Source organism: Burkholderia sp. RF4-BP95 (assembly GCF_001521985.1).
GTDB classification, from domain to species: Bacteria; Pseudomonadota; Gammaproteobacteria; order Burkholderiales; family Burkholderiaceae; genus Burkholderia; species Burkholderia diffusa.
Window position 1 is genome coordinate 100,284 of the sequence record NZ_LOSX01000087.1, and the last position, 25,169, is coordinate 125,452.

Annotated in this window: 23 protein-coding genes; 4 read left to right on the top strand and 19 right to left on the bottom strand. The window is 64.5% G+C overall.

Features of this window, described 5'->3' with window-relative positions:
* Positions 1-17: 17 nt before the first annotated feature.
* The 12 genes from WS46_RS28965 to WS46_RS36610 all read right to left on the bottom strand — a co-directional run bounded on the left by WS46_RS28965 (position 18) and on the right by WS46_RS36610 (position 9,975).
* Positions 18-938 carry an acetaldehyde dehydrogenase (acetylating) gene (locus WS46_RS28965; protein WP_059692553.1) on the bottom strand — a complete coding sequence of 307 codons (921 nt, stop codon included), beginning with the start codon at positions 936-938 and terminating at the stop codon, positions 18-20.
* Positions 939-979: 41 nt separating this feature from the next.
* Positions 980-1,762 (bottom strand): 2-oxopent-4-enoate hydratase, encoded by a 783-nt coding sequence (gene dmpE / locus WS46_RS28970; protein ID WP_059692554.1) that lies wholly within the window; start codon positions 1,760-1,762, stop codon positions 980-982.
* Positions 1,763-1,790: 28 nt separating this feature from the next.
* Positions 1,791-3,302, bottom strand: coding sequence for a 2-hydroxymuconic semialdehyde dehydrogenase (locus WS46_RS28975; protein WP_059692555.1), 1,512 nt, complete (start codon positions 3,300-3,302; stop codon positions 1,791-1,793).
* 60 nt (positions 3,303-3,362) lie between these two features.
* Positions 3,363-3,812, bottom strand: a complete 450-nt coding sequence (locus WS46_RS28980) for a heme-binding protein (RefSeq protein ID WP_059692556.1) — start codon at positions 3,810-3,812, stop codon at positions 3,363-3,365.
* 20 nt (positions 3,813-3,832) lie between these two features.
* Positions 3,833-4,777, bottom strand: a complete 945-nt coding sequence (locus WS46_RS28985) for a catechol 2,3-dioxygenase (protein WP_059692557.1) — start codon at positions 4,775-4,777, stop codon at positions 3,833-3,835.
* Positions 4,778-4,802: 25 nt separating this feature from the next.
* The gene (locus WS46_RS28990; protein WP_059692558.1) at positions 4,803-5,159 is read right to left on the bottom strand and encodes a 2Fe-2S iron-sulfur cluster-binding protein; all 357 of its coding nucleotides are present in this window, start codon (positions 5,157-5,159) and stop codon (positions 4,803-4,805) included.
* A 1-nt stretch (position 5,160) separates the two neighbouring features.
* Entirely contained in the window at positions 5,161-6,225 is a 1,065-nt protein-coding gene (locus WS46_RS28995) for an NADH:ubiquinone reductase (Na(+)-transporting) subunit F (RefSeq protein ID WP_059692559.1), read from the bottom strand.
* Positions 6,226-6,250: 25 nt separating this feature from the next.
* On the bottom strand, positions 6,251-6,607 hold the full coding sequence (locus WS46_RS29000; protein WP_059692560.1) for a phenol hydroxylase subunit P4: 357 nt from the start codon (positions 6,605-6,607) through the stop codon (positions 6,251-6,253).
* A gap of 74 nt (positions 6,608-6,681) precedes the next feature.
* Positions 6,682-8,232: an aromatic/alkene/methane monooxygenase hydroxylase/oxygenase subunit alpha gene (locus WS46_RS29005; RefSeq protein ID WP_059692561.1), complete on the bottom strand. Its 1,551-nt coding sequence runs from the start codon at positions 8,230-8,232 to the stop codon at positions 6,682-6,684.
* A gap of 38 nt (positions 8,233-8,270) precedes the next feature.
* Entirely contained in the window at positions 8,271-8,540 is a 270-nt protein-coding gene (locus WS46_RS29010) for an MmoB/DmpM family protein (RefSeq protein WP_059692562.1), read from the bottom strand.
* Positions 8,541-8,576: 36 nt separating this feature from the next.
* Positions 8,577-9,572, bottom strand: coding sequence for a phenol hydroxylase (locus tag WS46_RS29015; protein WP_059692563.1), 996 nt, complete (start codon positions 9,570-9,572; stop codon positions 8,577-8,579).
* A 16-nt stretch (positions 9,573-9,588) separates the two neighbouring features.
* On the bottom strand, positions 9,589-9,975 hold the full coding sequence (locus tag WS46_RS36610; RefSeq protein ID WP_257130068.1) for a phenol hydroxylase subunit: 387 nt from the start codon (positions 9,973-9,975) through the stop codon (positions 9,589-9,591).
* A gap of 130 nt (positions 9,976-10,105) precedes the next feature.
* On the opposite strand from WS46_RS36610, the gene WS46_RS29025 reads away from it, so the two are divergent.
* Together WS46_RS29025 and WS46_RS29030 are read left to right on the top strand one after the other, a co-directional pair.
* Positions 10,106-11,794 carry a sigma-54-dependent Fis family transcriptional regulator gene (locus tag WS46_RS29025; protein ID WP_059692565.1) on the top strand — a complete coding sequence of 563 codons (1,689 nt, stop codon included), beginning with the start codon at positions 10,106-10,108 and terminating at the stop codon, positions 11,792-11,794.
* A gap of 1 nt (position 11,795) precedes the next feature.
* Complete coding sequence (locus WS46_RS29030; RefSeq protein ID WP_059692566.1) at positions 11,796-12,539, top strand: GntR family transcriptional regulator; 744 nt, start codon at positions 11,796-11,798, stop codon at positions 12,537-12,539.
* 22 nt (positions 12,540-12,561) lie between these two features.
* Here the strand turns inward: WS46_RS29030 and WS46_RS29035 are convergent, their stop codons facing one another.
* Positions 12,562-13,386 carry a phosphate/phosphite/phosphonate ABC transporter substrate-binding protein gene (locus WS46_RS29035; protein ID WP_059692567.1) on the bottom strand — a complete coding sequence of 275 codons (825 nt, stop codon included), beginning with the start codon at positions 13,384-13,386 and terminating at the stop codon, positions 12,562-12,564.
* A gap of 319 nt (positions 13,387-13,705) precedes the next feature.
* Here WS46_RS29035 and WS46_RS29040 point away from each other — a divergent pair, with 319 nt between their 5' ends.
* Both WS46_RS29040 and WS46_RS29045 read left to right on the top strand, forming a co-directional pair.
* On the top strand, positions 13,706-14,731 hold the full coding sequence (locus WS46_RS29040; RefSeq protein WP_059692568.1) for a fatty acid desaturase: 1,026 nt from the start codon (positions 13,706-13,708) through the stop codon (positions 14,729-14,731).
* Positions 14,732-14,960: 229 nt separating this feature from the next.
* Entirely contained in the window at positions 14,961-16,169 is a 1,209-nt protein-coding gene (locus tag WS46_RS29045) for a benzoate/H(+) symporter BenE family transporter (protein ID WP_059692569.1), read from the top strand.
* A gap of 73 nt (positions 16,170-16,242) precedes the next feature.
* Here WS46_RS29045 and icmH read toward each other — a convergent pair whose 3' ends face one another.
* The 6 genes from icmH to WS46_RS29070 form a co-directional block, all read right to left on the bottom strand.
* Positions 16,243-17,460, bottom strand: coding sequence for a type IVB secretion system protein IcmH/DotU (gene icmH, locus WS46_RS29050; RefSeq protein WP_059692570.1), 1,218 nt, complete (start codon positions 17,458-17,460; stop codon positions 16,243-16,245).
* 19 nt (positions 17,461-17,479) lie between these two features.
* Entirely contained in the window at positions 17,480-21,571 is a 4,092-nt protein-coding gene (gene tssM, locus WS46_RS29055; protein WP_059692571.1) for a type VI secretion system membrane subunit TssM, read from the bottom strand.
* Between the two features lie 25 nt (positions 21,572-21,596).
* Positions 21,597-22,889, bottom strand: coding sequence for a type VI secretion system protein TssL, long form (tssL, locus tag WS46_RS29060; RefSeq protein WP_059692572.1), 1,293 nt, complete (start codon positions 22,887-22,889; stop codon positions 21,597-21,599).
* Positions 22,889-23,167: a PAAR domain-containing protein gene (locus WS46_RS34685; protein WP_082725415.1), complete on the bottom strand. Its 279-nt coding sequence runs from the start codon at positions 23,165-23,167 to the stop codon at positions 22,889-22,891. The genes tssL and WS46_RS34685 overlap by 1 nt, the downstream gene beginning before the upstream one ends.
* Positions 23,168-23,231: 64 nt before the next feature.
* Positions 23,232-24,152, bottom strand: a complete 921-nt coding sequence (locus WS46_RS29065; protein WP_059692573.1) for a DUF6708 domain-containing protein — start codon at positions 24,150-24,152, stop codon at positions 23,232-23,234.
* A gap of 75 nt (positions 24,153-24,227) precedes the next feature.
* Entirely contained in the window at positions 24,228-25,169 is a 942-nt protein-coding gene (locus WS46_RS29070; RefSeq protein WP_059692574.1) for a DUF6708 domain-containing protein, read from the bottom strand.

Below are 25,169 nucleotides of genomic sequence, written 5' to 3' on the forward strand. Positions count from 1 at the left end.
AGTCGCGTTGGCGGGCGTCAGGCCGCCTCGGCAGCCGATGCCAGCGTGAGGCGGCCGGCCAGCAGTTCCTCGGCGAACATCTCGGCGGTGCGCGCGGCGGCGGCCGTCATGATGTCGAGGTTGCCCGCGTATTTCGGCAGGTAGTCGCCGAGGCCTTCGACCTCGAGATAGACCGACACGCGGTTGCCGTCGAACACCGGCCCGTTGACGAGCCGGTAGCCGGGCACGTAGCGCTGCACGTCGGCGATCATCGCGTGCACCGATTCGACGATGCGCGCTTCGTCGGGCGCGCTTTCCGTCAGGCAGTGCACGGTGTCGCGCATGATGAGCGGCGGGTCGGCCGGGTTGATCACGATGATCGCCTTGCCTTGTCTCGCGCCGCCGACCTGCGCGACGGCCGCGGCCGTCGTACGCGTGAACTCGTCGATGTTCTTGCGGGTGCCGGGGCCGACCGAACGCGACGACACGGTCGCGACGATCTCGCCGTACGCGACCGGCTGCACGCGGGAGATCGCGCGCACCATCGGAATCGTCGCCTGGCCGCCGCACGTGACCATGTTCACATTCATCTCGCCGGAGCCGATGTGATCCTTCAGGTTGACGGGCGGCACGCAGTACGGGCCGATCGCGGCCGGTGTCAGGTCGATCATCAGCACGCCGAGCGCGTTCAGCTTGCGGCTGTTTTCCGCATGGACGTATGCGCTCGTCGCGTCGAACGCGATCTGCACGCCGTCCGCCCGCACATGCGGCAGCAGGCCGTCGACGCCGTCGGCGGTGGTCTTGAGGCCGAGTTCGCGCGCGCGCTTCAGGCCATCGGAATCGGGATCGATGCCGACCATCCACACGGGTTCGAGCACGGGGCTGCGCATCAGTTTGGCGAGCAGGTCGGTGCCGATGTTGCCGGGACCGATCAGTGCGCAACGGATCTTTCGGGTCATGGAAAATTCCTCGTTTGCGTGAAAAGGGGAACGGGCGTCGCTCACGCGAACCGCACCGAACACGCGCCGATCCCGCCGATCGACACGCGGAAGTTGTCGCCGCGCGCGACCGGCGCCATCGCGGCGAGCGCGCCGGACAGGATCACTTCGCCGGCCTTCAGCGGAATGCCGAGGCGGCCGAGCGTGTTGGCGAGCCACGCGACCGCGTTCACCGGCGAGCCGAGCGCGGCCGCGCCGGCGCCGGTGCCGATCACGTCGCCGTTCTTCTCGAGCACCATTCCGCAGGTCGACAGATCGACGCTGCGCGTGCTCACCGCCCGGTCGCCGAGCACGAACACGCCGCACGACGCGTTGTCGGCGACCGTGTCGCCGATGCGGATCTTCCAGTCGCGGATGCGCGAGTCGACGATCTCGAAGCACGGCATCACACATTCGGTCGCGGCGAGCACCATCGCGTTCGTCACGCCCGGGCCGAGCAGGTCGCGCTTCAGCACGAATGCGATCTCGCCTTCGGCTTTCGGCTGGATCAGCGTGTCGAGCGCGATGCACTCGCCCTCACCGACCACCATGCCCGACAGCAGGTAGCCGAAGTCGGGCTGGTAGACGCCGAGCATGTCCATCACCGCCTTCGACGTGACGCCGATCTTCTTGCCGACGACGGTCTCGCCGGCGCCCAGGCGGCGCTGCACGAAGCGCTGCTGGATCCGGTACGCGTCGTCGACCGACAGGTCCTCGTGCTGCGACGTCAGCGGCGCGATGGGCTCGCGCGACGTCATCGCGTCGTACAGCCGGTCGCCCAGCGTGGTAATCAACGTGGAGTCCATAAGAGTTTTCCAGTCGTGAACGGTTGGGTCAGAGCTTGATGCAGACGTTGCGAAGCTCCGTGTAGAACTCGAGCGAATGCACGCCGCCTTCTCGGCCGATGCCCGATTGCTTCGCGCCGCCGAACGCCGTACGCAGGTCGCGCAGGAACCACGAATTGACCCACGCGATGCCGACGTCGATCGACGCCGCGACGCGGTGCGCGCGCGACAGGTTGGTCGTCCAGATCGCGGTCGACAGCCCGTACGCATTCGCATTCGCGCGGCCGATCACCTCGGCTTCGGAATCGAACGGCATCACCAGCGTGCACGGCCCGAAGATCTCTTCGCGCGCGATCGGCGAATCGTCGCCGAGGCCGGTCCAGATCGTCGGCTGCACCCACGCGCCATCGCGCAGATCCGCCGGCATGTCGGGCACGCCGCCGCCCGTCACGACCGTCGCGCCGAGTTCGGCCGCCTTGCGGTAATACGACAGCACCTTGTCGCGATGCTCCTGGCTGATCAGCGGGCCGAGGCCGGTCGACTCCGCTTCCGGACGGCCGGGCCGCAGCCGTTCGGCACCGGCCTTCAGCGCGGCGACGAAACGCTCGAACAGCGGACGCTCGACATACACGCGCTCGGTGCCGAGGCAAACCTGCCCCGCGTTCGCGAAACACGAGCGCAACGTGCCCTCGACGGCCGCGTCGAAATCGCAATCGGCGAACACGATCGCCGCGTTCTTGCCGCCCATTTCGAGGCTGACGGGCCGCGCACCGTCGGCGGCCGCCTTCATGATGGCCGCGCCGGTGCGCGTCTCGCCGGTGAACGTGATCGCGTTCACGCCCGGATGCGTCGTCAGGAATTCGCCGGCCGAACCCGGCCCGAAGCCGTGCACGACGTTGTAGACGCCGCGCGGCACGCCCGCCGCGTTCATCACTTCGCCGAGCAGCGCGGCCGTCTGCGGCGTCTCCTCCGACGGCTTCACGACCACCGTGTTGCCGCAGGCGAGCGCGGGCCCGACCTTCCACGTCATCAGCAGCAGCGGCAGGTTCCACGGGCAGATCACGCCGACCACGCCGACCGGCCGACGGATCGCGTAATTGAGCGCGCCCGCGCCGTCCGGCGTCGCCATCTCGAAGGTTTCGCCGGGCACGTTCTTCACCACGTCGGCAAACACCTTGAAGTTCGCGGCGCCGCGCGGGATGTCGATATGGCTCGCGAGACTCACCGGCTTGCCGGTGTCGGCCACTTCCGCTTCGAGAAAATCGTCGAAGCGGTGCGTGATGCCGTCGGCCACCGCATACAGGAGTTCGACGCGCTGCGCGACCGTCAGAGCGCCCCACGGGCCGGCCAGCGCCGTGCGTGCGGCCTGTACCGCCGCGTCGACATCCGCGCGGCTCGCTTCGGCGACGCGCGCGATCACCGCGTTGTCGAGCGGCGAGCGCTTGTCGAACCAGCGTTCGCCCGCGCGATATTCGCCGTCGATGAAGTTGCGGACGAGCCGCGGGTCCGGCTGCCCGCCGGCGGGGCCGCGTGTCGCGGCGATGGGTTCGGTGTCGTACATGATGTGTGTGCCGATGATCGTGAATCCGTGGGTTCGTGGAGCGCGTTCGCGTGCCGAGCGTCATGGCCCGCCGAAGCCGGCCGCGTCGAGCCCCGCGTGCGCGCATTGCGCGTCCTGCATCTCGCTGCCGCCCGATACCCCGATGCCGCCGATCAACGCGCCGTCATCGACGATCGGCAGCCCGCCGCCGAACGCGACGAAACGCGGCCGCAGCACGAGGCCCTGCCGCACGGCGTCCGAGTGCGACGCCAATGCGGCGTGCCACGCGCCGGTGGGCAGACCGAAGCTCGCGGCCGTGTACGCCTTGTCGATCGCGATATCGATCGAATGCAGCGGCGCGCCGGGCATGCGCACGAATGCCGCGAGCAGCCCGGCCGCATCGACGACCGCGACGTTCACGCGCACGCCGAGCCGCTCGGCGGCCTCGGCCGCCGCCTGCGCCGCGCGCGCCGCGGCGGGCCAGTCGATCGTGCGCGTGTCGACGCTCCGGTTCGTATCGTTTCGATCCATGACGCTGGACTCCTTGCGGCTCAGGTGTAGACGGTCGTGAACGCTTCGTTCAGCTCGCCGGAGTGGAAGAAGATTCCGCGCCCGAGTTCCTCCTCGGTCCACGTCGTGACCGGGCGATCGGGTTGGGCGAGATAGCCGAGCCCCGCGAACGTCTCGTTGCGGTTGCCGCTCGGATCGAAGAAATAGATGGTGGTGCCGCGCGTGATGCCGTGCCGCGTCGGCGCGACGTCGATCTTCACCTTGTTCTTCGCCATCACGTCGGCCGACTTCAGCACGTCGGCCCAGTCGTCGAGGAAAAACGCGATGTGATGCAGGCCGTTGCTCGGGCCGCCGACGAACGCGATGTCGTGCGGCGTCGTGCTGCGGAACATCCACGTCGCGGCCTGGATCGTGTTGCCCGGGCCGACCATCACCTGTTCCGCCAGATGGAAGTCGAGACACTCGGCCATGAAGCGCGTGTTCTCCTCGACACGGTTCACGCCGGTTTCGGGGTTCAGTTCGCACATCAGCAGGCAGTGGTCGAGCCAGTGCACGGCCGAGCCTGGAACGTCGTCGGGCCACGGATCGGGGTTCAGCGAGCCGACCGCGGTGCCCACGAGTTCCTTCTTCGCGAACAGCCGCAGCTCGTGCCCGCTCGGCAGCAGGAACCGCAGTTGACGGCCGACGGCCGGCAGCGCACCTTCGGGCAGCATCTCGGTCGCGATCCCGTATGCCTCGATACGCTGCTGCAACGCGTCCAGGTCGGCGTCGTGCTCGACCTTGTACGCGGCGTGCTTGAGCCCTGCCTGGTCGGACGGCGACAGGATCAGCGAGTACTTGTCCCATTCGTCCCAGCATTTCAGATAGACGTTGCCCGCCGCATCGCGCATCGTCTCCTGCATGCCGAGCACGCGCACGTAATGACGCAGCGCCGCTTCCATGTCCATCACCTTCAGACTGACATGACCAATACGCATCACACCCATGATGTGTCTCCTCCTGGTTTCCTGGTTACTTGTCGATCGTCGGCGCGCCGGCACCGGCCGCGCCGCAGAAGAACGGCTTTTTCAGCCGGCCGGCCACTTCGAGTTCGACGTCGCCGTCCGGCACCACACGGCACGCGAGCGCATAGCCGTCGTTCTCTTCTTCCGCGCTGACGTGCGCGCGGCTGACCGGCCCGAGCTTGCGCACCGCGCCGCGCAGCACGCGCACCTTGCACACGCCGCACCCGCCGTTCAGGCAGCCGACCGGAATGCCGCGCCGGCCGAGCTTCGCCATGCCGGCCAGCAACGACTCGCCGGACACGCACGCATAGCGCTCGTCGGTCTGCGCGATCCTCACCGTCCCGCATACGCGGCCCGCGTCCATGTCACACCCGCCGGAACAGCGGGCTGCGCGTCTGCTGCGCGTCGGCCGCCGAGATGAACTTCTCGTGATAGATGTCGCGCTCGAACAGGCGGCCCTGCATCAGCGTCGTGATGCATGCGTCGATCATCGCGGGCGGTCCGCACAGGTACGCCTGATGCCCCGAGAAGTCGCCGTCGAAATGCGCCTTCGCGACGTCGTGCACGAACCCTTGCGCGACTTCGCCGCCCGCATCGGGTGCGCCCTCGGACAGCGCCGGCACGTATGTGAAGTTCGGGTAACGTTCGGCCAGCGCGCGGAATTCGTCGTGGTAGTACAGCTCCTTCGCGTTGCGCTGGCCGTAGACCAGCGTGATCGGCGCGGTGACGCCGCTGGCGAGCAGGTCCGCGATCATCGAGCGCGGGCTCGACAGGCCCGACCCGCCGGCCATGAAGATCATCGGCCGCGCGGCCGAGCGGCGCACGAAGAAGCGGCCGTACGGGCCCGACAGGCTTACGCGGTCGCCGGTCGCCAGCTGCTCGTGCAGATAGCCGGTGCCCAGGCCGCCCGGCACCTGCCGTACGTTCAGCTCGATCTCGCCGGTGGCCGCGACGTCGGCCGGCGCGTTCGCGATCGAGAACGCGCGACTCTGCCCGAGGCCGGGAATCTCCAACTGAACGTACTGACCGGCCTGGAAATGGATCGGCTGCGACAGCTTCAGGCGGATCGACTTGATGGTCGGCGTGAGCTGCTCGATGCGCGTGACGTCGGCCGCGAAATCCTTGACCGGAATGATCTCCGCGTCCGGTTCCTCGTCGACGTCGGCCTCGATCACGGTGTCGGCCTGCAGCGTCGCGCAGCACGCGAGCGCCTTGCCTTCCTCGCGCTCGAAATCCATCAGCGCGAACGGGTTCGCATCGCCGAGATCGGTCTCGCCGTCGAGCACCGCGACCTTGCAGGTGCCGCACAGGCCGTGACAGCACGCATGCGGAATGTAGATGCCCTGGCGCAGCGCGGCATCGAGCATCGTCTGTCCTTCCTCGACCTCGATCGTGACGCCCAGCGGCTCGATGGTAAGTTGGTGGCTCATGATGGTTCGCTCGTCCGCATGACGGTCAGAAGCTCGCGCCGCCGAGGCCATCGAGGCCCGGCGTGCGGAAGCTGATCAAATCCTTGTGCCCGAGGCCGTTGTCGGCCAGACTCTTCGCTGCGTCCGGCGTCCACGGCTCGCCGGAGCGAAACCACTCGACGCGGTCCCAGTCGATCTTCGCGAAGTCGGGGTGATAGCCGTAGACCGGCGGCAGCACCTTGTCGGCAAGCGCGCCGAACGGCAGGTCGGGCGGCAGCGGCAGGCAGAACGGCGCGGGAAACATCAGGTGGTCTTCCCAGCACACGTAAAGCAGCGGCGCCGGAAACTTCCCGACCGCATCCTTCACCGGGAAGTCGTAAGGTTTGAGCGCGATGACGGCCATGTTTGTCTCCTGTCGGCCCGCGTTCGCGCAGCAGCGCGCGCGGGCCTTCTTCGAGGTTGCTTGTCGGTTGCGGGTCAGTTGCTCGTGGCCTGGCCGCGCCAGGCCGCGAAGTTCTTCTGGTCTTCCGAGCCGTCGAAATCGAGGTTGTCGCGGCCCATCTGCACTTCGTAGTAGTCGAGCACCGCGGCGAGCGGATCGAAGCCTTCCGCGCTCGGGTCCGCGTCGGGCGGGAAGCAGTTGCCCTGATAGATCTGGTGCACGGGCAGCCACGCCTGCACGTATTTCTGCGGCTCGTGGTCGAAGATTTCCTTGCAGTGATCGCTGCAGAAATGGAACTTGTTGCCGAGGTAGTTCGACTCGCGCGCGCCGATCTTCGTCGGGTTGCCGGGCTCGGTGAACAGCATCGGGATCTGGCAGGTCTGGCACAGCATCGGCAGCGTCTTCATGTAGAAGCGGTTGCCGGCCTTCGCCTGCTCGCCCCAGTAGTCGAAGCGCGGGCGGTAATAACGGTCGAACGAGTCGGGATACTTCGCGGCGAGCCACGCCATCTCGTCTTCGGTCGGCACCCAGGTGTGGAACGCCGAGGCTGCGTTGAAGCCGTAGAACGTCGACCATGCCTGGTGGCTGATGTGGTCCTTGCCTTCGCATGCGTCCTGCCAGCCCTTCGGCTCGCGAATGCCGTAGCGCGCGAGATCCTTGAACAGCGCGCCGCCGTTCTGCTCCGCGTACATCTCCCACGATTCGCGCCAGCTCATCACGCGCTTCGGCTGCATGTAGTCCATCATCATCGCGACCAGCGTGAGCAGCCGGTAGCCGCGCCAGAACCACTTGTCGATCCAGCGCTGCACGATCGGCACGTTGTCCGGGTCCTGCTCGAGCAGGAACTTGATGCACTCGATGCCGAGCGTCATGTGCCGCGATTCGTCCGACTGCGCGGAGAAGCCGAACGTGACCGTCGACATGTCGCCGTTGTACGCGGCGCCCGACATGAACGGCACGAACAGCAGGTTCGTCAGCACGTATTCGAACGAGAAGCTGACCGCCGTCAGGAATTCGAACGGCCCTGACGAATACGCGTCCTCGAAGAACGACTTTGGCACCGACAGGTACCAGACGCGGTCGAACCAGTGGTTCGAGTGATGGAAGCCGTTGAAGAACTTGTTGTACGTCGACATCGCGTGCGTTTCGGTCTGGTAGTGCCGCAGCTCGTCGATCGACTGCATCTGGCACGCGATGCGCGCGCCCTCGCCGGTGAAGTGCCTGCCGACGTGCGCGAAACCGCGATGCGCGAGATATTCGAGCGGCGTCACGCCCTGGATGAACAGCTTCAGCGCATTGATGTAGCGCGCGTCGGTCACGCCGAGGAACGCGTTGTTCTGCGTGAACGCGTCGATCACCGCGTACAGCTTCTTCTCCTTCTCGCCCTGGTATTTCCAGTACGCATCCATCGTCAGGCGGAACGGGTCGACCCACTTGTCCCAGTCGTGGATCTTGATGCCCTCGTAACGGTCGTACGGGAAGACCTTGTCCATCGGCTGGTAGGTCGTCTCCCAGCCGAGGCCGCGCGTCATCGCCGCGTAGCGGTCCTTCAGGCCGAGCCTTTTCTTGAGCGTTGGCGTGTCCATTCGTGTCTCCGGTGTTGTCGGTGCGTGTTGCGCGGCGTTCAGTGCGACCAGCTCAGCGTGAACTCGTCGTCGTCCTCGTCGATGTGGCCGGACAGCGTGATCAGGTTCACCTGCAGCTGCTGCAGGTCGAAACGCGTGCCGGTCAGTTCCTCGATCGTTTCGCGGCGAATCGTCAGCCGGTCCGGCGCGTCGATCTTGACCATCCCGGGCGACTCGACCACCACCGCGCGCGGGTTGTCGGCGACGATCGCGTCGACGATCGGTCTGGAGTCCTCATTGGCCTGAAAGGCGATGAATACGTTCGACATGCTGGCTTTCCTTGGGTTGAGGGGAGATGCGCGGCGTCAGAGCGCGAGGCCGAGCTTGGCGACGCGTGCATGGAACTGCTCGCGCACTTCGTCGAGCGCCGCCCGGCCGGCATCCTGCAGCGCGCGCGCCGCGACCGGCGCGAGCGCCGCGTCGGCCCGCGCGGACCAGTCGCAGGTCCAGCGGGCGAGCAATGCGCGGTTGTCGTCGGATTCGGCGGCCATGGTCTTCACCACCGCGTCGATCCAGCGACTCGATTCCGCGTGCCATTCCGGCATGAACGCGGTGAGCATCGCGACCGCCGAGCCGCCCGCGAGCGCGATCCGTTCATCGACGAAGCGGTCGTAGACGAGCGGATACAGCAGGCCGTCGAGCGCGAGGTTCTGCGCGACGAACAGCTCGACCGGGTCGGCCACGACCAGCGTGTCCTCGACGTAACGGCGCAGCGGCTGCCAGGCGGCGTCGGTCGTCCAGCTGGCCTTGGCCGCGTCGAGCACGTCGGGCTCGGCCATCGCGAGCGCGAGGCGCGTCAGGTATTGCGCGACGCCGAGGTTGTCCATCGCATGGAACATCGCGGGCGCGGTGAACGCGGTGCCGTAGCCGAGCGCGCAGATCTGCGCGTTGTTCATGTTCGCGCCCCACGCGGCATGGCGCAGCGGCACCAGCACGTCGAGCGCCTGCGCGGCCACGTCGTCGCGCATCAGGCCGATCATCCGGCGCGATTCGACGAACTCGAAGTTCGACTCCATCGCGTCCTGCTGGCGCGCGCGCGTCGTCGCCCACGACGCGTAGTAGAACTGGCGCGGATCCTTCAACGCATACCAGTTCGCCATCCTGATCGCCGAGCGCGACGGATCGAAGATCTCGTGGTCCGGGTCCCAGGTCGGCCGGTAATGGAAGTTCGCCTGGGGCTGCGCGCCCATCATGCCTTCCTGGTAGCGCGTCGCCGTCTTGTCGCCGCCGATGTTCTGCGCGACGTGCGCGAAGGTGTGCCGGAGCGGCTTGATGTCGACTGTCTTCAGCTCGATGGTCACTTCTTGCTCCTCAAGGTCATGGGTTCGCTTCGACGTCGAGCCGCGTCACCTGCTGTTCGCGGCAGAACGCGTCGAAGGCGGCAGGAGACAACGTCAGCTCGACGAACAGATCCGGCGCGCCGCCGAGCGAAAACTCGAATTCGACGAAGCCGCGCGTGTTCGTGCCGGTCACGCGCGCGCATTTGCGGCCCAGGTCGAGCGGGGAAAGATCGGTCGGGTGCTGATTCATGATCGGTGTCGCCTCCATGCCGGACTTCAATGCACCATCCGTGCCACGTCCGGGCAGGCGCCCAGAAAATCTCGATAATTCAGGGAAAGCCCTGACGCGAAGTTCGAATTCGCGATCCACAATGGCGGTTAACCAGAACGGAAACCGCTCGCCAGCGGTCACGCCAGAAGCCATATCCGGTGGTGCTTTTCATCATTTGAGCAACCCGGTCGAGCGCATTTGACGAAATGATCAAATCGATTCGCCTGCCGCGGCGCCGTTGGCGAAAACCCTGAAAATCACGAGAAATCTCGACGGAGGAGACATGACGCGGCCCAGCCTGCCCCCCTTGCCGCCGGACACCGACCTGCGCAAGCTGATCCATTTTTCGGCGAGCGACGGTCGCATCTGGCTGGCCGGTCAGCGGATGGTGCTGCTGCATGCCGGCGCGCTGGCGACGCTGCGCCAGGAACTGATGGAAAGCGTCGGACCGGCACAGACGCGACGCTTCTTCACGCGCGTCGGCTTCGCCGCCGGCGAACGGGACGCCGCGCTCGCCCGCGAGATTCGCAGCGGCGCGTCGTTGTTCGACATGTTCCATGTCGGCCCGCAACTGCACATGCTCGAAGGCGCCGTGCAGGTCACGCCGTTGCGGTTCGAGGCCGATCCCGCGACGGGCGCGTTCTATTGCGAATACCGCTGGGAACATTCATGGGAAGCCGACGTGCACCGCCGCACGTTCGGGCCGCAACCCGAACCCGTGTGCTGGATGCTGATCGGCTATGCGACCGGCTACACCAGCGCGTTCATCGGCCGGACGATCCTGTTCAAGGAAACGACCTGCGTCGGCATGCACGACCCGCACTGCACGATCGTCGGCAAGCCGGCCGAGGAATGGCCCGATGCCGACGAGATCTCGTCGTGGTTCAAGGCCGACTCGCTGATCAACACGATCCGCGACCTGCAGACCGAAGTCGAATCGCTGCGCCTCGAGATGACGCCCGACGACGGCCGGACCCGTCTCGTCGGACGTTCCGACGCGTTCCGCGCGGCCTATGCGCTGCTGGAGACGGCCGCGCCGACCAAGGTCGCCGTGTTGCTCACCGGCGAAACGGGCGTCGGCAAGGAGCGCTTCGCGCGTGCGCTGCACAGCCTCAGCCCGCGCGCGCAGAAGCCGTTCGTCGCGATCAACTGCGCGGCCATTCCGCATGCGCTGATCGAGTCCGAACTGTTCGGGGCGGAGAAAGGCGCGTTCACGGGCTCGCAAGCCGCGCGCGCCGGACGCTTCGAGCGCGCGGACGGCGGCACGCTGTTTCTCGACGAGATCGGCGAGCTGCCGCTCGACGTGCAGGCGAAGCTGCTGCGCGTGCTTCAGGAGGGCGAGGTCGAGCGGCTCGGCGCGACCGACGGCCGGAAGGTGGACGTCCGCGTCGTCGCGGCGACCAACCGCGATCTCGAGCAGGCCGTGCGCGACGGCACCTTTCGCGCTGATCTCTATTACCGGATCAACGTGTACCCGGTGCTGATTCCGCCGCTGCGCGACCGGCAGGACGACATCGCGCCGCTCGCCGACGCGATGCTCGAACGCTTCGCGGCAGTGCACGGCAAGCCGACGCCGACGCTGACCGATTACGCCTACGACACGCTGCGCAGCTACCGCTGGCCCGGCAACGTGCGCGAGCTCGAGAACCTGATCGAGCGCGCGGTGATCCTGTCGCGTCCGAACCGTCCGGTCGACGCGAAGGACCTGTTCCCCGGCGTCGGCGCGCCCGGCGGCGCGACCGTCGACCGGGCCGGGCAGATCCGGCCGGCAGCCGCGATGTCGATCGACTGCGGCTCGATCCTCGACCAGTTGCAGGGCGGCGGCGGGCTCGACGGCCTCGAGCGCGCGCTGCTGCACGAGGCCGTCGACCGCGCGAACGGCAACCTGTCGGCCGCCGCGCGCCTGCTCGGCCTGACGCGCGCACAGCTCAGCTATCGGCTCAACCGCAAACAGGATCAGGAGGACGCGTGACATGAACACCATCCTGCCCGCCCATCCGTTCGACGACTCGCCACCGGCGCTCGAAATGCCGGCCGCCGACGACGCCGCCGAGCCGCATGCCCGCACGCTCAGCGAGCACGCGTATCACCAGCTCCGGCAACACATCATCGAGGGACATTACCCGCCCGGCACGAAGCTGCGCGTCGAGCATCTGAAGGACGTGTACGGCGTCGGCGCGGGCACGCTGCGCGAGGCGCTCACGCGGCTCGTCAGCGATGCGCTGGTCGTCGCCGAAGGGCAGCGCGGGTTTCGCGTGACGCCGATGTCGGTCGACGATCTCGAAGCGATCACGCGGCTGCGCATTCATATCGAGGTCGATGCGCTGCGCGACTCCGTGCGGCGCGGCGACGACGCGTGGGCGCAGCGCGTGCGGCAGAGTTTCGACATGCTGTCGGCGTGGGAGCAGCCGGTGTCCATCGAAAACCGCGCTGCATGGGAAGCGTGCAACCGTCGCTTTCATGAAGCGCTGATCTCGGCGGCCGCGACGCCCTGGACGTACCTGATCCTGCGCATGCTGTCGCAGCAAAGCGAACGCTATCGGCGCGTGTGCATCGGACTCGGCGATTCGAAGCGCGACGTGCATGCGGAGCACACGTGCCTGTTCGAGGCCGCGATGCGACGCGCCGATGCGCGCGCCGCCCTCGCGCTCGAAGACCACATCGGTACGACGCTCGCCGTGGTACGCAACGCGCCGCCCGGCACCTTGCCGTTCTAGCCATCGCCGCGCGGACGAGCGCTCACGCCAGCTCGGGATACCCGTGCGCGGCCGCGTCCCGCGCGAGATCGGCAATCGTGTCGTATGCGGCCGGCGGCAGGCGCTCGAATCCCTTCAACCGCAACGCGGTCGCCCGATCAGCATCGACCGCGACCGCGTGATCGAGCGCATCCTGCAACCCCTCCACGAGGCTCCCGTTCAGCGCCTTCGATGCAATCAACGGCAAGCCCGGCGCCGACGCCGTCATGCCGATGATCCGGATGTCGTTCAACAGCTCGGGCAATGCGTCACACACATACGCGAACGTCACGCAGTCGATCGCCGCGCAATCGGCAGCACCTGCCGCCAGCGCGCGCAGCACGTTCAGGTGCGAGCCGAACGACACGACCGAACCGAAGAAGCGCCCGTCGTGCGCATGCGGCGCGACCGCGTGCCGGAACGCGTTCATCCCGCTGTGTGAATCCGCGCCGTTGAATGCGGCCCGCAATCCGCGACAGGCAGCCAGCGTCGTCGCGCCGCCCGCATGCACGCGCGCCGACACCACCAGCACACTGCTGTAACGCGCGCCGTCGCAGCCGGGCACATCGAATGCCGGTGTCGCGATCAGGTGAACGGCATCGCGCAATCCGAGCATCCGGTACGGATAACCGCATGTCTGCGACAACAGCAAGTCGCTGCGGTGCCACAGCGCGTGCAGATCTCCGAACGGTTCGTCGAGCAGCGCGACGCCGGCCGGCCCGCCGTGACGCGCGAACGCGTCGAGTGCGTCACGCAGCAACGCGCGCCACAGTGCGGCGTGGCGCGGCGTCACGTTATACATCGGCAGTCCGGCGATCCATGGGCTCATGTGCGCATTCTACGCATCGGCGGTGCGTTGGAGAAAGCCCGTTCGCCCGGGTTTCGCACAGGTCCGGCACGCGCCTGGGCGCGGTCAATGCTTATCGGTCGCGCAGCGATAAGCAAATGCAAATTGCTTGGTTGGCCTGACTGCGCGAGCCGGTTAGCGTTCCAGTGTCGCGACGCCGTCGCAAGCCGCTCGCCGTAGCGGTCGACTGCGAGTCGCGACGCAAGTCGGCCACCTGCATCGCGGCCCGCAACGGCGCGATCGTCCGCTACCCGTTACCCGTGCAGCACCCGTATCACCCGCTACATCCCGCCCCAGCACCATGGCCGAATACTTCGACGTCGACCACGCGCGCGCGATCGCCGCACTCGACGCCCGCTTCACTGCCCGCACCGAGTGGCCGACGTGGCTGCTGGTCGTCGCGATCTACGGCGGCTGGCTCGCCGTGCTGCTGCTCGTACGTGCAGAGCGCCTGTCGCTCGCGGCCGCGACACTGCCGCTGATCCTGCTCGGCGCGTGGCACATGTCGCTGCAGCACGAACTGCTGCACGGCCATCCGACGCGCTCCGCGTTCGTGAACCGGCTGCTCGGCTATCCGCCGTTGACGATCTGGTATCCATACACGCTTTATCGCGACACGCACCTCGACCATCACCGCGACGAGGACCTGACCGTGCCGGGCGTCGACCCGGAAACGAACTACGTATCGCGCGCGCAGTGGGCGCGGTTGCCGCGCTGGCGTCGCGCGCTGACCGTTGCGCGCACCACCTTCGTCGGACGTCTCGTGTTCGGGCCGCCGACGAGCGTCGCCGCGATGTTCGCCGACGCAATCACCGCGTTCCGGCGCGGCGACTTCCGCTATCTGCGGATGTGGGTGACGCACGCCGTCTGCGTGGGTGCGCTACTCGCATGGCTGCAGCGGGCGATCGGCGTGCCGTGGTGGTACTACCTGCTGGCCGTCACGTGGCCCGCGCTGTCGCTCGCGATGATCCGTTCGCTGTTCGAGCACCGCGCCGCGCGTCATCCGAAGGCGCGCATCGTCATCAACGAGGCCGGCTTCGCGATGCGGCTGCTGTACCTGAACAACAACTATCACCTCGTGCATCACGACCTGCCGAGGCTGCCGTGGTACGACCTGCCGCGCGCGTACCGGATGCGGCGCGACGCGTATCTGGAGAAATGCGGCGGCTTCGTGATCCGCGGCGGGTATCGCGAACTGCTGGCGCGTCACGCGTGGACGCCGACCGACGGGCCCGTGCATCCGTTCGACCACGGCACGGCGTCGCTGTCGACGGGCAGCGGTGCGAAGGTCGCCGCGGTCGACGGGTATCTTCAGATCAGTACGTAACGCTTGAGTGGGTCGCGCTGCGCCGGGAAGGCGCCCGAGGCGGCGACGCCCGCGCAAGGCCGCACGGCTGCCGCGACGCGCATTGCTTACGAAAAGCCGACAACACCGATCCTCATCGGCAAATTGCCAATTTCGGCGGCAATGCCCAGAATGACGGATCGTCCGGGGCCTCCAACAATCATTCGCCCCGGCTCAGCCTCCCGGCCGCGCGCCGCACTCCCCTACGACGATGCAACCGAACACCTCGCCCGACGCGATCCGCTCGATCGGCAACGACTGGTCCGTCTCCGCGGTCACCGCCGGCTTTCTCGCGGTGCTGATTTCCTACGCGGGCCCGCTCGCGATCTTCTTCCAGGCGTCGCAGGCCGCGCATGTATCCAATGAGATGATGGCGTCGTGGGTCTGGGCGATCTCGATCGGCGCGGGCGTGTCGGGCCTCTTCGCGAGCTGGAAACTGAAGGTGCCGATCGTGACCGCATGGTCGGCGCCCGGCACCGCGCTGCTCGTCGGCCTCTTTCCGCAGCTGACGCTGAACCAGGCCGTCGGCGCGTACATCACGGCCGCGTTGATCATCCTCGTGATCGGCATCACCGGCTATTTCGACCGGCTCGTGCGCCACATTCCGCGCGGCATCGCGTGCGGGATGATGGCCGGCATCCTGCTGCCGTTCGGCATGCATGCGTTCTCCGCCGCGACTGCGCAGCCGGTGCTCGGGTTCGGGATGATCGCGGCGTACGTGATCTTCAAGCGCCTGTTGCCGCGCTACAGCATCGTGCTCGTGCTGATGACGGGCGCCGCGCTCGCGACGCTGCTCGGGATGGCGCATCTCGGCAACGTATCGCCGAGCATCGCGCGGCCGATCTTCATCGCGCCCGAATGGACGCTCGGCACCACGCTCAGCCTCGCGCTGCCGCTCGTCGTCGTGAGTCTCACTGGCCAGTTCCTGCCCGGCATGACGATCCTGCGCGTCTCGGGCTATCACACGTCGGCGCGGCCGATCATCACCGCAACCAGCGTGATGTCGCTTGTCGTCGCGTGCTTCGGCGGGATCACGATCGTCGTCGCGGCGATCACCGCTGCGCTGTGCACCGGCAAGGATTCGCACGAGGATCCGGACCGGCGTTATATCGCGGGCATCGCGAACGGCGCGATCTACCTGATCGGCGGGCTCTTCGCGGGGACGATCGTCACGCTGTTCTTTGCACTGCCGAAGGCTTTCGTCGCGATTCTCGCCGGGCTCGCGCTGATCGGTGCGATCGGCGCGAACGTACACGGGATCTTCGAGGACGAGGCGCATCGCGAAGCGTCGGTGATCACGTTCCTCGCGACTGCGTCGGGGATGACTTGGCTCGGGCTCGGGTCCGCGTTCTGGGGGATCGTGATCGGGTCGCTTTCTTATGCGGTGTTGAGCAGGGTGCGGCGGCACCAGGACACTTGAGCAAGCTCGGAACATCTCCGGCGAACGGCACGTCTCCTGTATCGGTGCATCGCAACACACATCGACTCGCCGTTCAGTTCGATACGGTCACTTCGACACGGCGATTCCTCGATCTTCCCTGTGCCGTGCCGTTGTCGGCCAGCGGATCGGCGTCGCTCTGTCCGGCCGCGGAGATGTTTTGCACCGGCACACCCGCCGCCGCGAGAATCTGCGCGACCTGCCGGGCGCGGGCTTCGGAAAGCGCCTGATTGTTGTTCCGGGATGTCGCGCCAGCCGGCACGTTGTCGGTGTAACCAACGACCCGCACGTGCGCGGCGGGTACCGACGCGACAATGGTCCGACCGACCGTAGCCATGATGGATGCCCACCACGGCGCGACCGCCACGTCACCCGACGCGTACATGCCGTTGAACCGGAGCGTCAGTACATTCGTCGCCGTATCCCGGTTCAGTTCGACGTTGCCGGCAGCCATCTCGTCACGCAGACTCGTGACAAGCTGCGCCGACAGGACGTCCAGCGAGGACGTCGTCGCAGCCGGCTTGTCGTGAATCCAGTGGCTCACCGCCGCATAACCCGCCGCGCCGAGCATCAACGCAACGAAAAGGCCCTCGCCAATCCACCAACGTGTACGACGCGCCCGTACGGGGCGCACCCACGGATCGACGATCGATTGCCGCGGCCGCCGGATCGGCTCACTGTCGCGCATGCTGCCGAATCCGCTAGTCACCACAACCTGGTGCACGGCTTCGCGAACACCCTGAAGACGGGCCGAGCCATCGTTTCCAAAGCGATATCGCCCCTTGAAACCCAGATCGAGGATGTTCTGATACAGCTCGAGCAAATCGAGATGCTCGCGAGGACTCCCGAGCGCCTCGTCGATCAGTCGAAACACGCGATCGCTTCCTTGCCGGTCATGACCCAGCGCCGCTGCCAGGCTGTTCGACTGCCAGTCGGCTCCCGTCGCCCCGCCCTTGCCCCAACGCGTCTGCATCGCCGCTTCGTCAAGCGCGGCGCACAGGCCATAGCTCGCGCGAACAACGTGGTCGGATCGCAGTTTCAACTCGTTGCAGACACGCGTGAACAATCTGAGCTCCTGCTCCAGCCACCAGCGTCGATGCGCGACGGCGTCAGGTTCCAGCACGGTGGGCGTATCCGCCAGCGCTCGCAGCAAGCTGCGCGCCGACTCCAGCAGCGGGTTGACCGCCTGTTCCGCATCCCTGAGACGCGTTGCAAGCGGCGGGGATGCCGGCGCTCCGGCAGGACTTCTCGGATCGGCCGTCGAAATCGTCATCGTGTTCCCTCCTCGCCATTCATCGGGCAGTATTGATCGCGCCCGCCGGCACCGTGCCGCGCGGCAATCCGGGGGGCGGGCCACTATCCGACAGGTCGAACAGCGGCATCGAGCTGGGGCAACGGAATGTTCTCAGCACATCGCTCGTCAGCGGATTCGCCACGCTCCCGGTGCTCGCGATGTCGAGCGCCGCCTTGCGACCGTCGAATTCGAACGCGACACGGGTGCGGCCGGGCGTCGCCGTTTCGACGACCCGCCCCCGCTGGAGCAGTCGCATCAGTGCCCAGGGGCCGTCGGCAGCGATCGTCGACGTGTCGGGACGAATGCGCGGACTGGCGGTGATCTCCGCATGAACGCCACCGCGCGGCCCCGGCCACGACACCGTGAACGGCGCCACGGGACCATGCTGATAGAGCGACGTCTGGCCATCGACGTCGAGCGACAGGCCCAGGATCGCAGGGTCCAGTTCGGGAATGCGGATATCGACCTTCCACGTGAGTTGCTTGTGGCCGGGATCGCTGAAGAAGGTGTCGCGAATCGCTTTCGCGTGTTCGAACGGTTCGAGATCCGGCCCCCGTACGGGTTCCGTCGCGCCGGGAAGCGTTCGGTACCGCCACGGCTTCGCTGATGTGTCGACGAAGGGCGCCAGCGTCTTCGCGAAGAAATCGTCGATTACGCCTCCTTGCGCGAATATGCGGGTGAAATCGTCGATGCCGACATCGCGCTTGCTGTCGGGCGAGAACGGATAGTTGCCCTCGATGGTCAGCCGGCACGTGTCGCCAACGGCTGCCTGCATCTGTCGCGACAATAGTTGCCCGATACCCTGATTGACTTCGCGCGAGCCATCGGCGGCAAGCTGCAGCAGTACCGCCAGGAAAGGCGCGGGCATCGTGTTGGCGGCCATCTTGAGTTTCGCCGCCGTGTCGCTGGCCGGCGGCATGCTGTTGTTCGACAACGCGTTGTCGGAGACCGTGAGCGCCGTGTAGTAATCGTTCAACAGGTTCGTTACACCGTCGAGGCCCGTCGCGCCAGCCCGAGCCGCCGCCTGGGAAGCGCCCTCCGAATCGGCGTTGCCGGTCACGACTTCGCGCAGCGCGGCGAAATGGACGTCGACGAGGTCGCGCTCGACGCGTTCCGACGCGCGAATGCCGAGCGCCTTGTCGGTCTTCTGGTTGATCTGGTCGGCTGCTTTCTGCAGAAACGTACCGCCCGATCCGCTCACCGGCGCCGTCAGCGTTGTTTCATGCACCGCCGCACGAGCCAGCCGCACAAGTGGCGAGTCGGGAGCCGCGAAGCGGCGCAGCACCTGAAGATTGAACGCGAGGCTCGTACCGCTGACCGTCCGGATGTCGTTGAGAAACGCATCCCATTGCCGCGCGTACTCCGTCAGATATTCGCGGCGGACCGCATCCGTCAGCGCGTCGTCCGTCCCCGTCGAATTGCTCACAATTTCAGCCGTTTTTTTTTGAGCCGAATCCGACGCACCCGCCAGGTACGAGCGCCCCATTACCCACGCGTCGTCATCGCGAGCAATCTGCACGAACTCAGGCAGCCGCTTGTCGAACAGATTCCGGTAGCCGTCGAACGTGAAGAGCCCTGACACGCCGCGCGACAACGGCGCGTCGCTCGCTCGCGTAAACACCGTGCCAGCCTGCGGGCCCACCGCGCGCAGCAGCGTGAACTCGTCCGGCGCCTCCTTCTGCATCGCCGCCTTCGCACGTTCGTACAGACGACCGGTCGCGTTGCTGCCGTCGAGGAACGCCCGGGCACGCTGGATCAGTGCGTCATTGCGAATGAGCGGAGACTTCACCACGCGACCACCGGAAAAGAGCTGCTGGACATGGTCGATCATCGACGCACGGCCACCGAAGATCGCTGCACTGTCATGTTTTGCCCAGTCGTCGAGTACCCACGTCTTGACGTCGTCGGCATTGAACTTCGCTGCGTCGTAGAGCATCAGGTAGACGCGCAGCGCATCGTAAGCGACCTTCGAATCGTTAGCGGCAATCGCGCCGGACATCACGTCCTCCATCCGACGCACGATTTGCGGCAACAACAGATTGTCCTCGAGGGCATCGTATGTGCGACCGCTCTCCGTCGCGATGCTCGGCGGCACGTACAGCCCATAGCGCCACTCGCTGCCGGGATCGGAAAGGTCCAGATTAGGAAAAGTCGGCAGATAGCGCGCTTCGGTCAGTGTGTCCGGCACCGATTCGGGTTTCGGCGTCTTGTAGAGTTGCGTCACGCGAGCTGTCAACGCCTGCGCCTTGCGCCCCATCGCGTCGAGATAGTCGCTGTTGTGGCCGAAGCTCACACGCAAGCCAATCGCCAACCAGACGAACAACAGCAGGGTCAAAGTGTGCCCGGTCAAGCGCAACAGCCGGTAGCGGAATTCCCAGCGCAGGTTGGGGCTGACGAGATGTGCTTCCGGGAACACGACACGCGTCAGGAGATCGTGCAGAAAGAAGCTCTGGTTGCCCTCGGCACGCTGCGGCGATACGCGGGCGTGGTCCTGCGCCGCCAGAACGCGTTGGACGACGGTATGGCGCTCTGCAACGACCTCGCCCCCCCGTTGCCGGGCGCTCGTGAAATATACGCCGCGCAACGTCGAATGGAGCTGGGTATCGTCGTAGCGTGAATCGAGAAAGACTCTGTCGATGAGGTCGGTCAGCGGCCCGAGCAGCGCGGAAAACTCCTCCGGGAGGGCTGCAAGCCTTCGCCGCTTCGGCAAGTCGTATTCATCCTGCAGATGCGTATCGATCGAGCCGCTCAATCGTTCGGACAGTTCGGTGAGCTCCTGGTGGCACCGCGCCCGCAGCCCTTCCTTCGCAACTGTTTCCTTGCCGTATGGAAGTGTGAAACCCCATGTCTGAGCTCGCCCTTCCGACGTGAGCGCACCGAAATACTCGGTAAAGCCCGTCAGACCGTCCATCTTCGTGACCAACACGTAAACGGGGAAGCGGATGCCCAGCTCCTGCCTCAGCTCGGCCAACCGCGCACGCAATGCGGCGGCCTCCGCGATCCGTACTTGCTCGTCGGCGTCGGCCAGCGTCGCAAGATCGATCGTCAGCAACGCGCCATTGATCGGTGCGCGCGGCCGGTTCCGGCGCAGCATGCCGAGAAAGCCGAGCCATTCCGCGCGATCGATCTCCTGATGATCATGGCGCGAGCCCGAAAGACCTGGCGCGGAATCAACAGCCGATTTCGATGCCGTGGCCGCCTTCGATTGCGACGGCGCATCTTGTTTCGCATCGTCTTCGGCGCGCTGCTCGTCCGGCGTTGAGCCGCTCGCATTCGCGTCGACGGTATCGGCCGCCGGCTTCGGTTCATCGACATCCGCGCTCGGCGAGGTGCCATGACGTGTGTAATAGCCCGTCGTGTCGATGAGTACCGCATCATTGGTCAACCACCAGTCCACCGAGGCGGTGGCGTCGACAGGTTTCCCCGCGGCACGCTGCATCTGCTCGGCAACGGGAAACGCCAGTCCGCCGTTCATCAGCACGCTGGTCTTGCCCGATCCTCGTGAGCCGAGCGTGATGTACCAGGGCAACTCGTACAAATAGCGCTTGCCCTGGAACAGCCGACCAAGACCGCGCGCACCCGTGCGCATCGATTTGAGGCGCGCGAGCGCGCTGGTCACGATCGGCTCGACTTTCCGAAGCCGCGATGCGGCAGGCGACTCGTCCTTCTTGTCGCCGATGCGCAACATTTTCTTCAGGAACGCATCGTCGGCACGCATCTTCTGCCAGACGCGATACATCCCGAAGATGACGAGAACGGCCACCACCACCGCGATTGCGATGAGTCGGGTCGACGCCGGCTCGAACGGAGCGGCATGACCAAACGAAAGCAGCGGGCCTGCATACCAGATCAGCAGGCACAGCAGGGCGACGAACACGATCGTCGTCGACTGGCCCGCGAGCCAGAGCAGCACCCCGGCGAACAGCAATGTGATCAGCAGCACACGCATGCCGACCCCGGCGAGCGGCTTCAGTCCGCCGAACGCAAAGAACGGTCCGACGAACCAGATCACCAGTGCGACGACAATCAGTGCGAGGAACGCGAGAAACTGGCGCGAGGCCAGAAACGACAGGAACTGGAACTTCTTCATGTGTTATTCCGGAAACGGATCTGGCTTATCGCGCGACGATGATCTCGACGCGACGGTTTTGCGCGCGCCCCTGTGCGGTGCGATTGTCACCGACGGGGTCGGCATCGCCCTTGCCCGCGGCTTCGAGACGATTCGCCGGCACGCCCGCGGCTTGCAACATCTGCATGACCTGAATGGCCCGCTCTTCCGACAGCGCCTGATTCGACGCGAAATGACGGCTGCGAATCGGTACGCTGTCCGTATAACCCAGCACGGCGACCTTGCCGGGTACCTTGGATATCTCGCCGGCGATCTTGGAAATCAGCGGATTCATCGATGCCTGGACCGACGCGGCGCCGGGCTGGAACATCGCATCGCCGCGGAATGTCACGGCGCTGCGGTGGGCAGCTTCGTCAACGCTGACGGTGCCGGCGGCGATTTCGTCCTTGAGCAACTGCTTGAGGTGCAATTGCGGTGGTGCGGGTGGCGGTGTCATCGCGGCTATCGCGGCAATCTGCTTTTGAACGTCGGCGGCACGGTTCATCAGCGCGTATTTGAACCAGGCAAACAGGCCGAGCAGGACCACGGACGCGACGGTTACAGTGATCCACACCGGGAAATCGTGGAACGACAGGCGCTTGCCTTTTGCCGTCGATTGCCAGTGGGGCGATAACGCCATCGGCACGGGTTCGCGTTGCGACGTGATGACGTTGTAGAGGCGTTGGCGGATCGCGTCGTGCTTGCGTTTGTTACCGGTACCCTCCCGATAGCGGCCTTCGAAACCGAGACTGAGAATGCGGTAGATGACCTCGAGCAGGTCGCGGTGCTCATGAGGGTCCTCCAGCAGGCGAGCAATCAGGAGATAGACTTTGTCGCCACCGTCACGGTCTTCGTGGAAAGTGGTCGCGAGACTGTGGCTCTCCCATTCAAATCCCGACGTGCCGTCACGGCCCCATTCGGTCCGCATCGCTGCTTCATCCAGCGCCGTACACAAGCAGTATCGCGCACCGATCATATGGTCGCGGCGGATATTGGCCTGCTCACATAGTTTTTGAAAGACACGCATCTCATGCTCGAGCATCCGACGCAGCAATTCCCCAGCAGAGTCGCCCAGTGCATCCGGCATATCTGCTTGCGCCCTCAACAACGGACGCGCGGCTTCAAGCAACGGATTGTTCGCGACTTTGACCGCATTCAGCCTCTGCATCTCCGCTTCGCCCGGCGGAATTACAAATGTGGTCCTGTTCCGATCCGGATCGACGGTATCGGCAAACGTCGGTGTATCGACGGCGGTCTGTGCATCGTGCCTTTGGCCACCCAGGAATTTCGCACGATCCATCACCCAACCCTCGCAACCGTATTGCTGACGAGAGCACATCCGCACTCCGTGCGATGTCCGTGCAAGGCCACACGGCTTCCGCCGATCGTCAGTGTCGGATGAGCTTCAACAATCCGGTTCACGCCATGTGGTCGACCATCCGGATAGCGTTGAGGGCAATCAACTAGATCGTGAAGCCGTGCGACCGGCCTGCCGCCGATACTGTGAGTGGCAGAGCCAGTAATGATCCGGCCACCATGATCGGTGCCGTCTCCTAATACTGCGATGGGAAGAGACATTAGATGATCCTTGATGAACCGTATATCGAAGCGCAAGGCTCGGTATCGAGAAGAGCTTGGACTGTCACATCGGCTCCGTTGGAATTTTCTCGGGATTGCGCGATGCATCACGCAGGTACGGATCGAATGCATCTACGGCGCATTCAGCTTCGATTTCTGCCGGCCACTTCGGAATCTTGCTCGTGCGCATGGCAAACCATCGACCCAGCGATGCCACGAAAAAGACTGGCGAAAGCGATATTTGGCCGATCGGCTGACCATTCAACGAAAAGAACATGTATCTGAGGCCGGCCGTGTATTTCTCCCGTCGCTCGGCAATATCGTGGCACCAGTAAACGTCTCGATAGACTGATGCAGGCCCCTCTTCCATGTATCGACGAATGAACTCCCAACAATGCTTCAACTGCTCCACGAGCACCGTGTCGCCAGGTAAAGCAAATGTTTCCAGGATGGTTTCTCCGTCCTTGTCAAGCACATGACCACGGATATCCCAGTTTTGTCGGCCCACCATACGCTCGCAACGCCCGAGGGTGAAAAATATATCATCCCATTTCGCAATCAAGACCGTCCCATTTCTCCGAAATACATACACCATCCTATTTTTGCAATTAAATCTGATCGGAAAATGCGTCCACGAAAATGCCTCTTTTGACAGCAACCACCCCATTAATATCCAGTACGGAATCGATATCCCCAAAAAAATACAGAGAGCAATGCGATCAAACCCAACCGCCAGAATAAGTGGAATAAAAAATGAATATACCGGCACCGTCAAACCAACCAAACAGACTGCAGCCATCGATCCACGGTAAATAAACCATCGATCCACACATTCGAGATATGTAGAATTTTCCTTTATTACGGAAATGTTGTAAAATGGCTCTGTTTTATACCTTTTATTTTTAATCAACTGATTCGACCGCTCTTCATCAGTCAACTTTCGATTGACGCGATATTTCTTTGCAAGAAGCCCCGTATAATCCACATCAACTCCCGCCTTCGATTCTCAAGTAACGACGCCACTCCATTTGGTCACGGCAAAGATTTTGCCCTACACCGATCACATCGGCTCCATCGGAATTTTCTCGGGATTGCGCGATGCATCACGCAGGTACGGATCAAATGCATCTACGGCGCATTCAGCTTCGATTTCTGCCGGCCACTTCGGAATCTTGCTCGTGCGCATGGCAAACCATCGACCCAGCGATGCCACGAAAAATACTGGCGAAAGCAATATTTGGCCGATCGGCTGACCATTCAACGAAAAGAACATGTATCTGAGGCCGGCCGTGTATTTCTCCCGTCGCTCGGCAATATCGTGGCACCAGTAAACGTCTCGATAGACTGACGCAGGTCCCTCCTCCATATATCGGCGAATGAACTCCCAACAATGCTCCAACTGCTCCACGAGCACCGTGTCGCCAGGTAAAGCAAATGTTTCTAGGACGGTTTCTCCGTCCTTGTCGAGCACATGACCACGGATATCCCAGTTTTGTCGACCCACCATACGCTCGCAACGCCCGAGGGTGAAAAATATATCATCCCATTTCGCCCTCACAATCAAGCCGTTTGACTTGAAGATATAAACCATTCCATTTCTACAATTAAATCTAATCGGAAAATGCGTAAGACAAAACGACTCCTTAAACAACCCCCAAGACAAGAGCAACCACAACGGAACCATGAACGGAATAGCGAACAACACAAAGCCAATATCAGCTTCGGTTGGCACAAAATGTGCCGGCGAAAACATATACAACGGACCCAGAATCAAAATCACAGTTAAAAAAAACAACGCCAAACTGATGGACGTCATCATTCCTCGATGAATAAACCACCGGTCAACGCATTCCAAATACGTCGAGTTAATTTTGATCACAGAAATATTATAGAATGGCAAAATATCAAGCCTCGCCTTCTGAAAAAATTGATTAGACCTCTCTTCGGCCATCAACTTCCTATTAACACGATATTTCTTTGCATAGAGCCCCGTATAATCCAC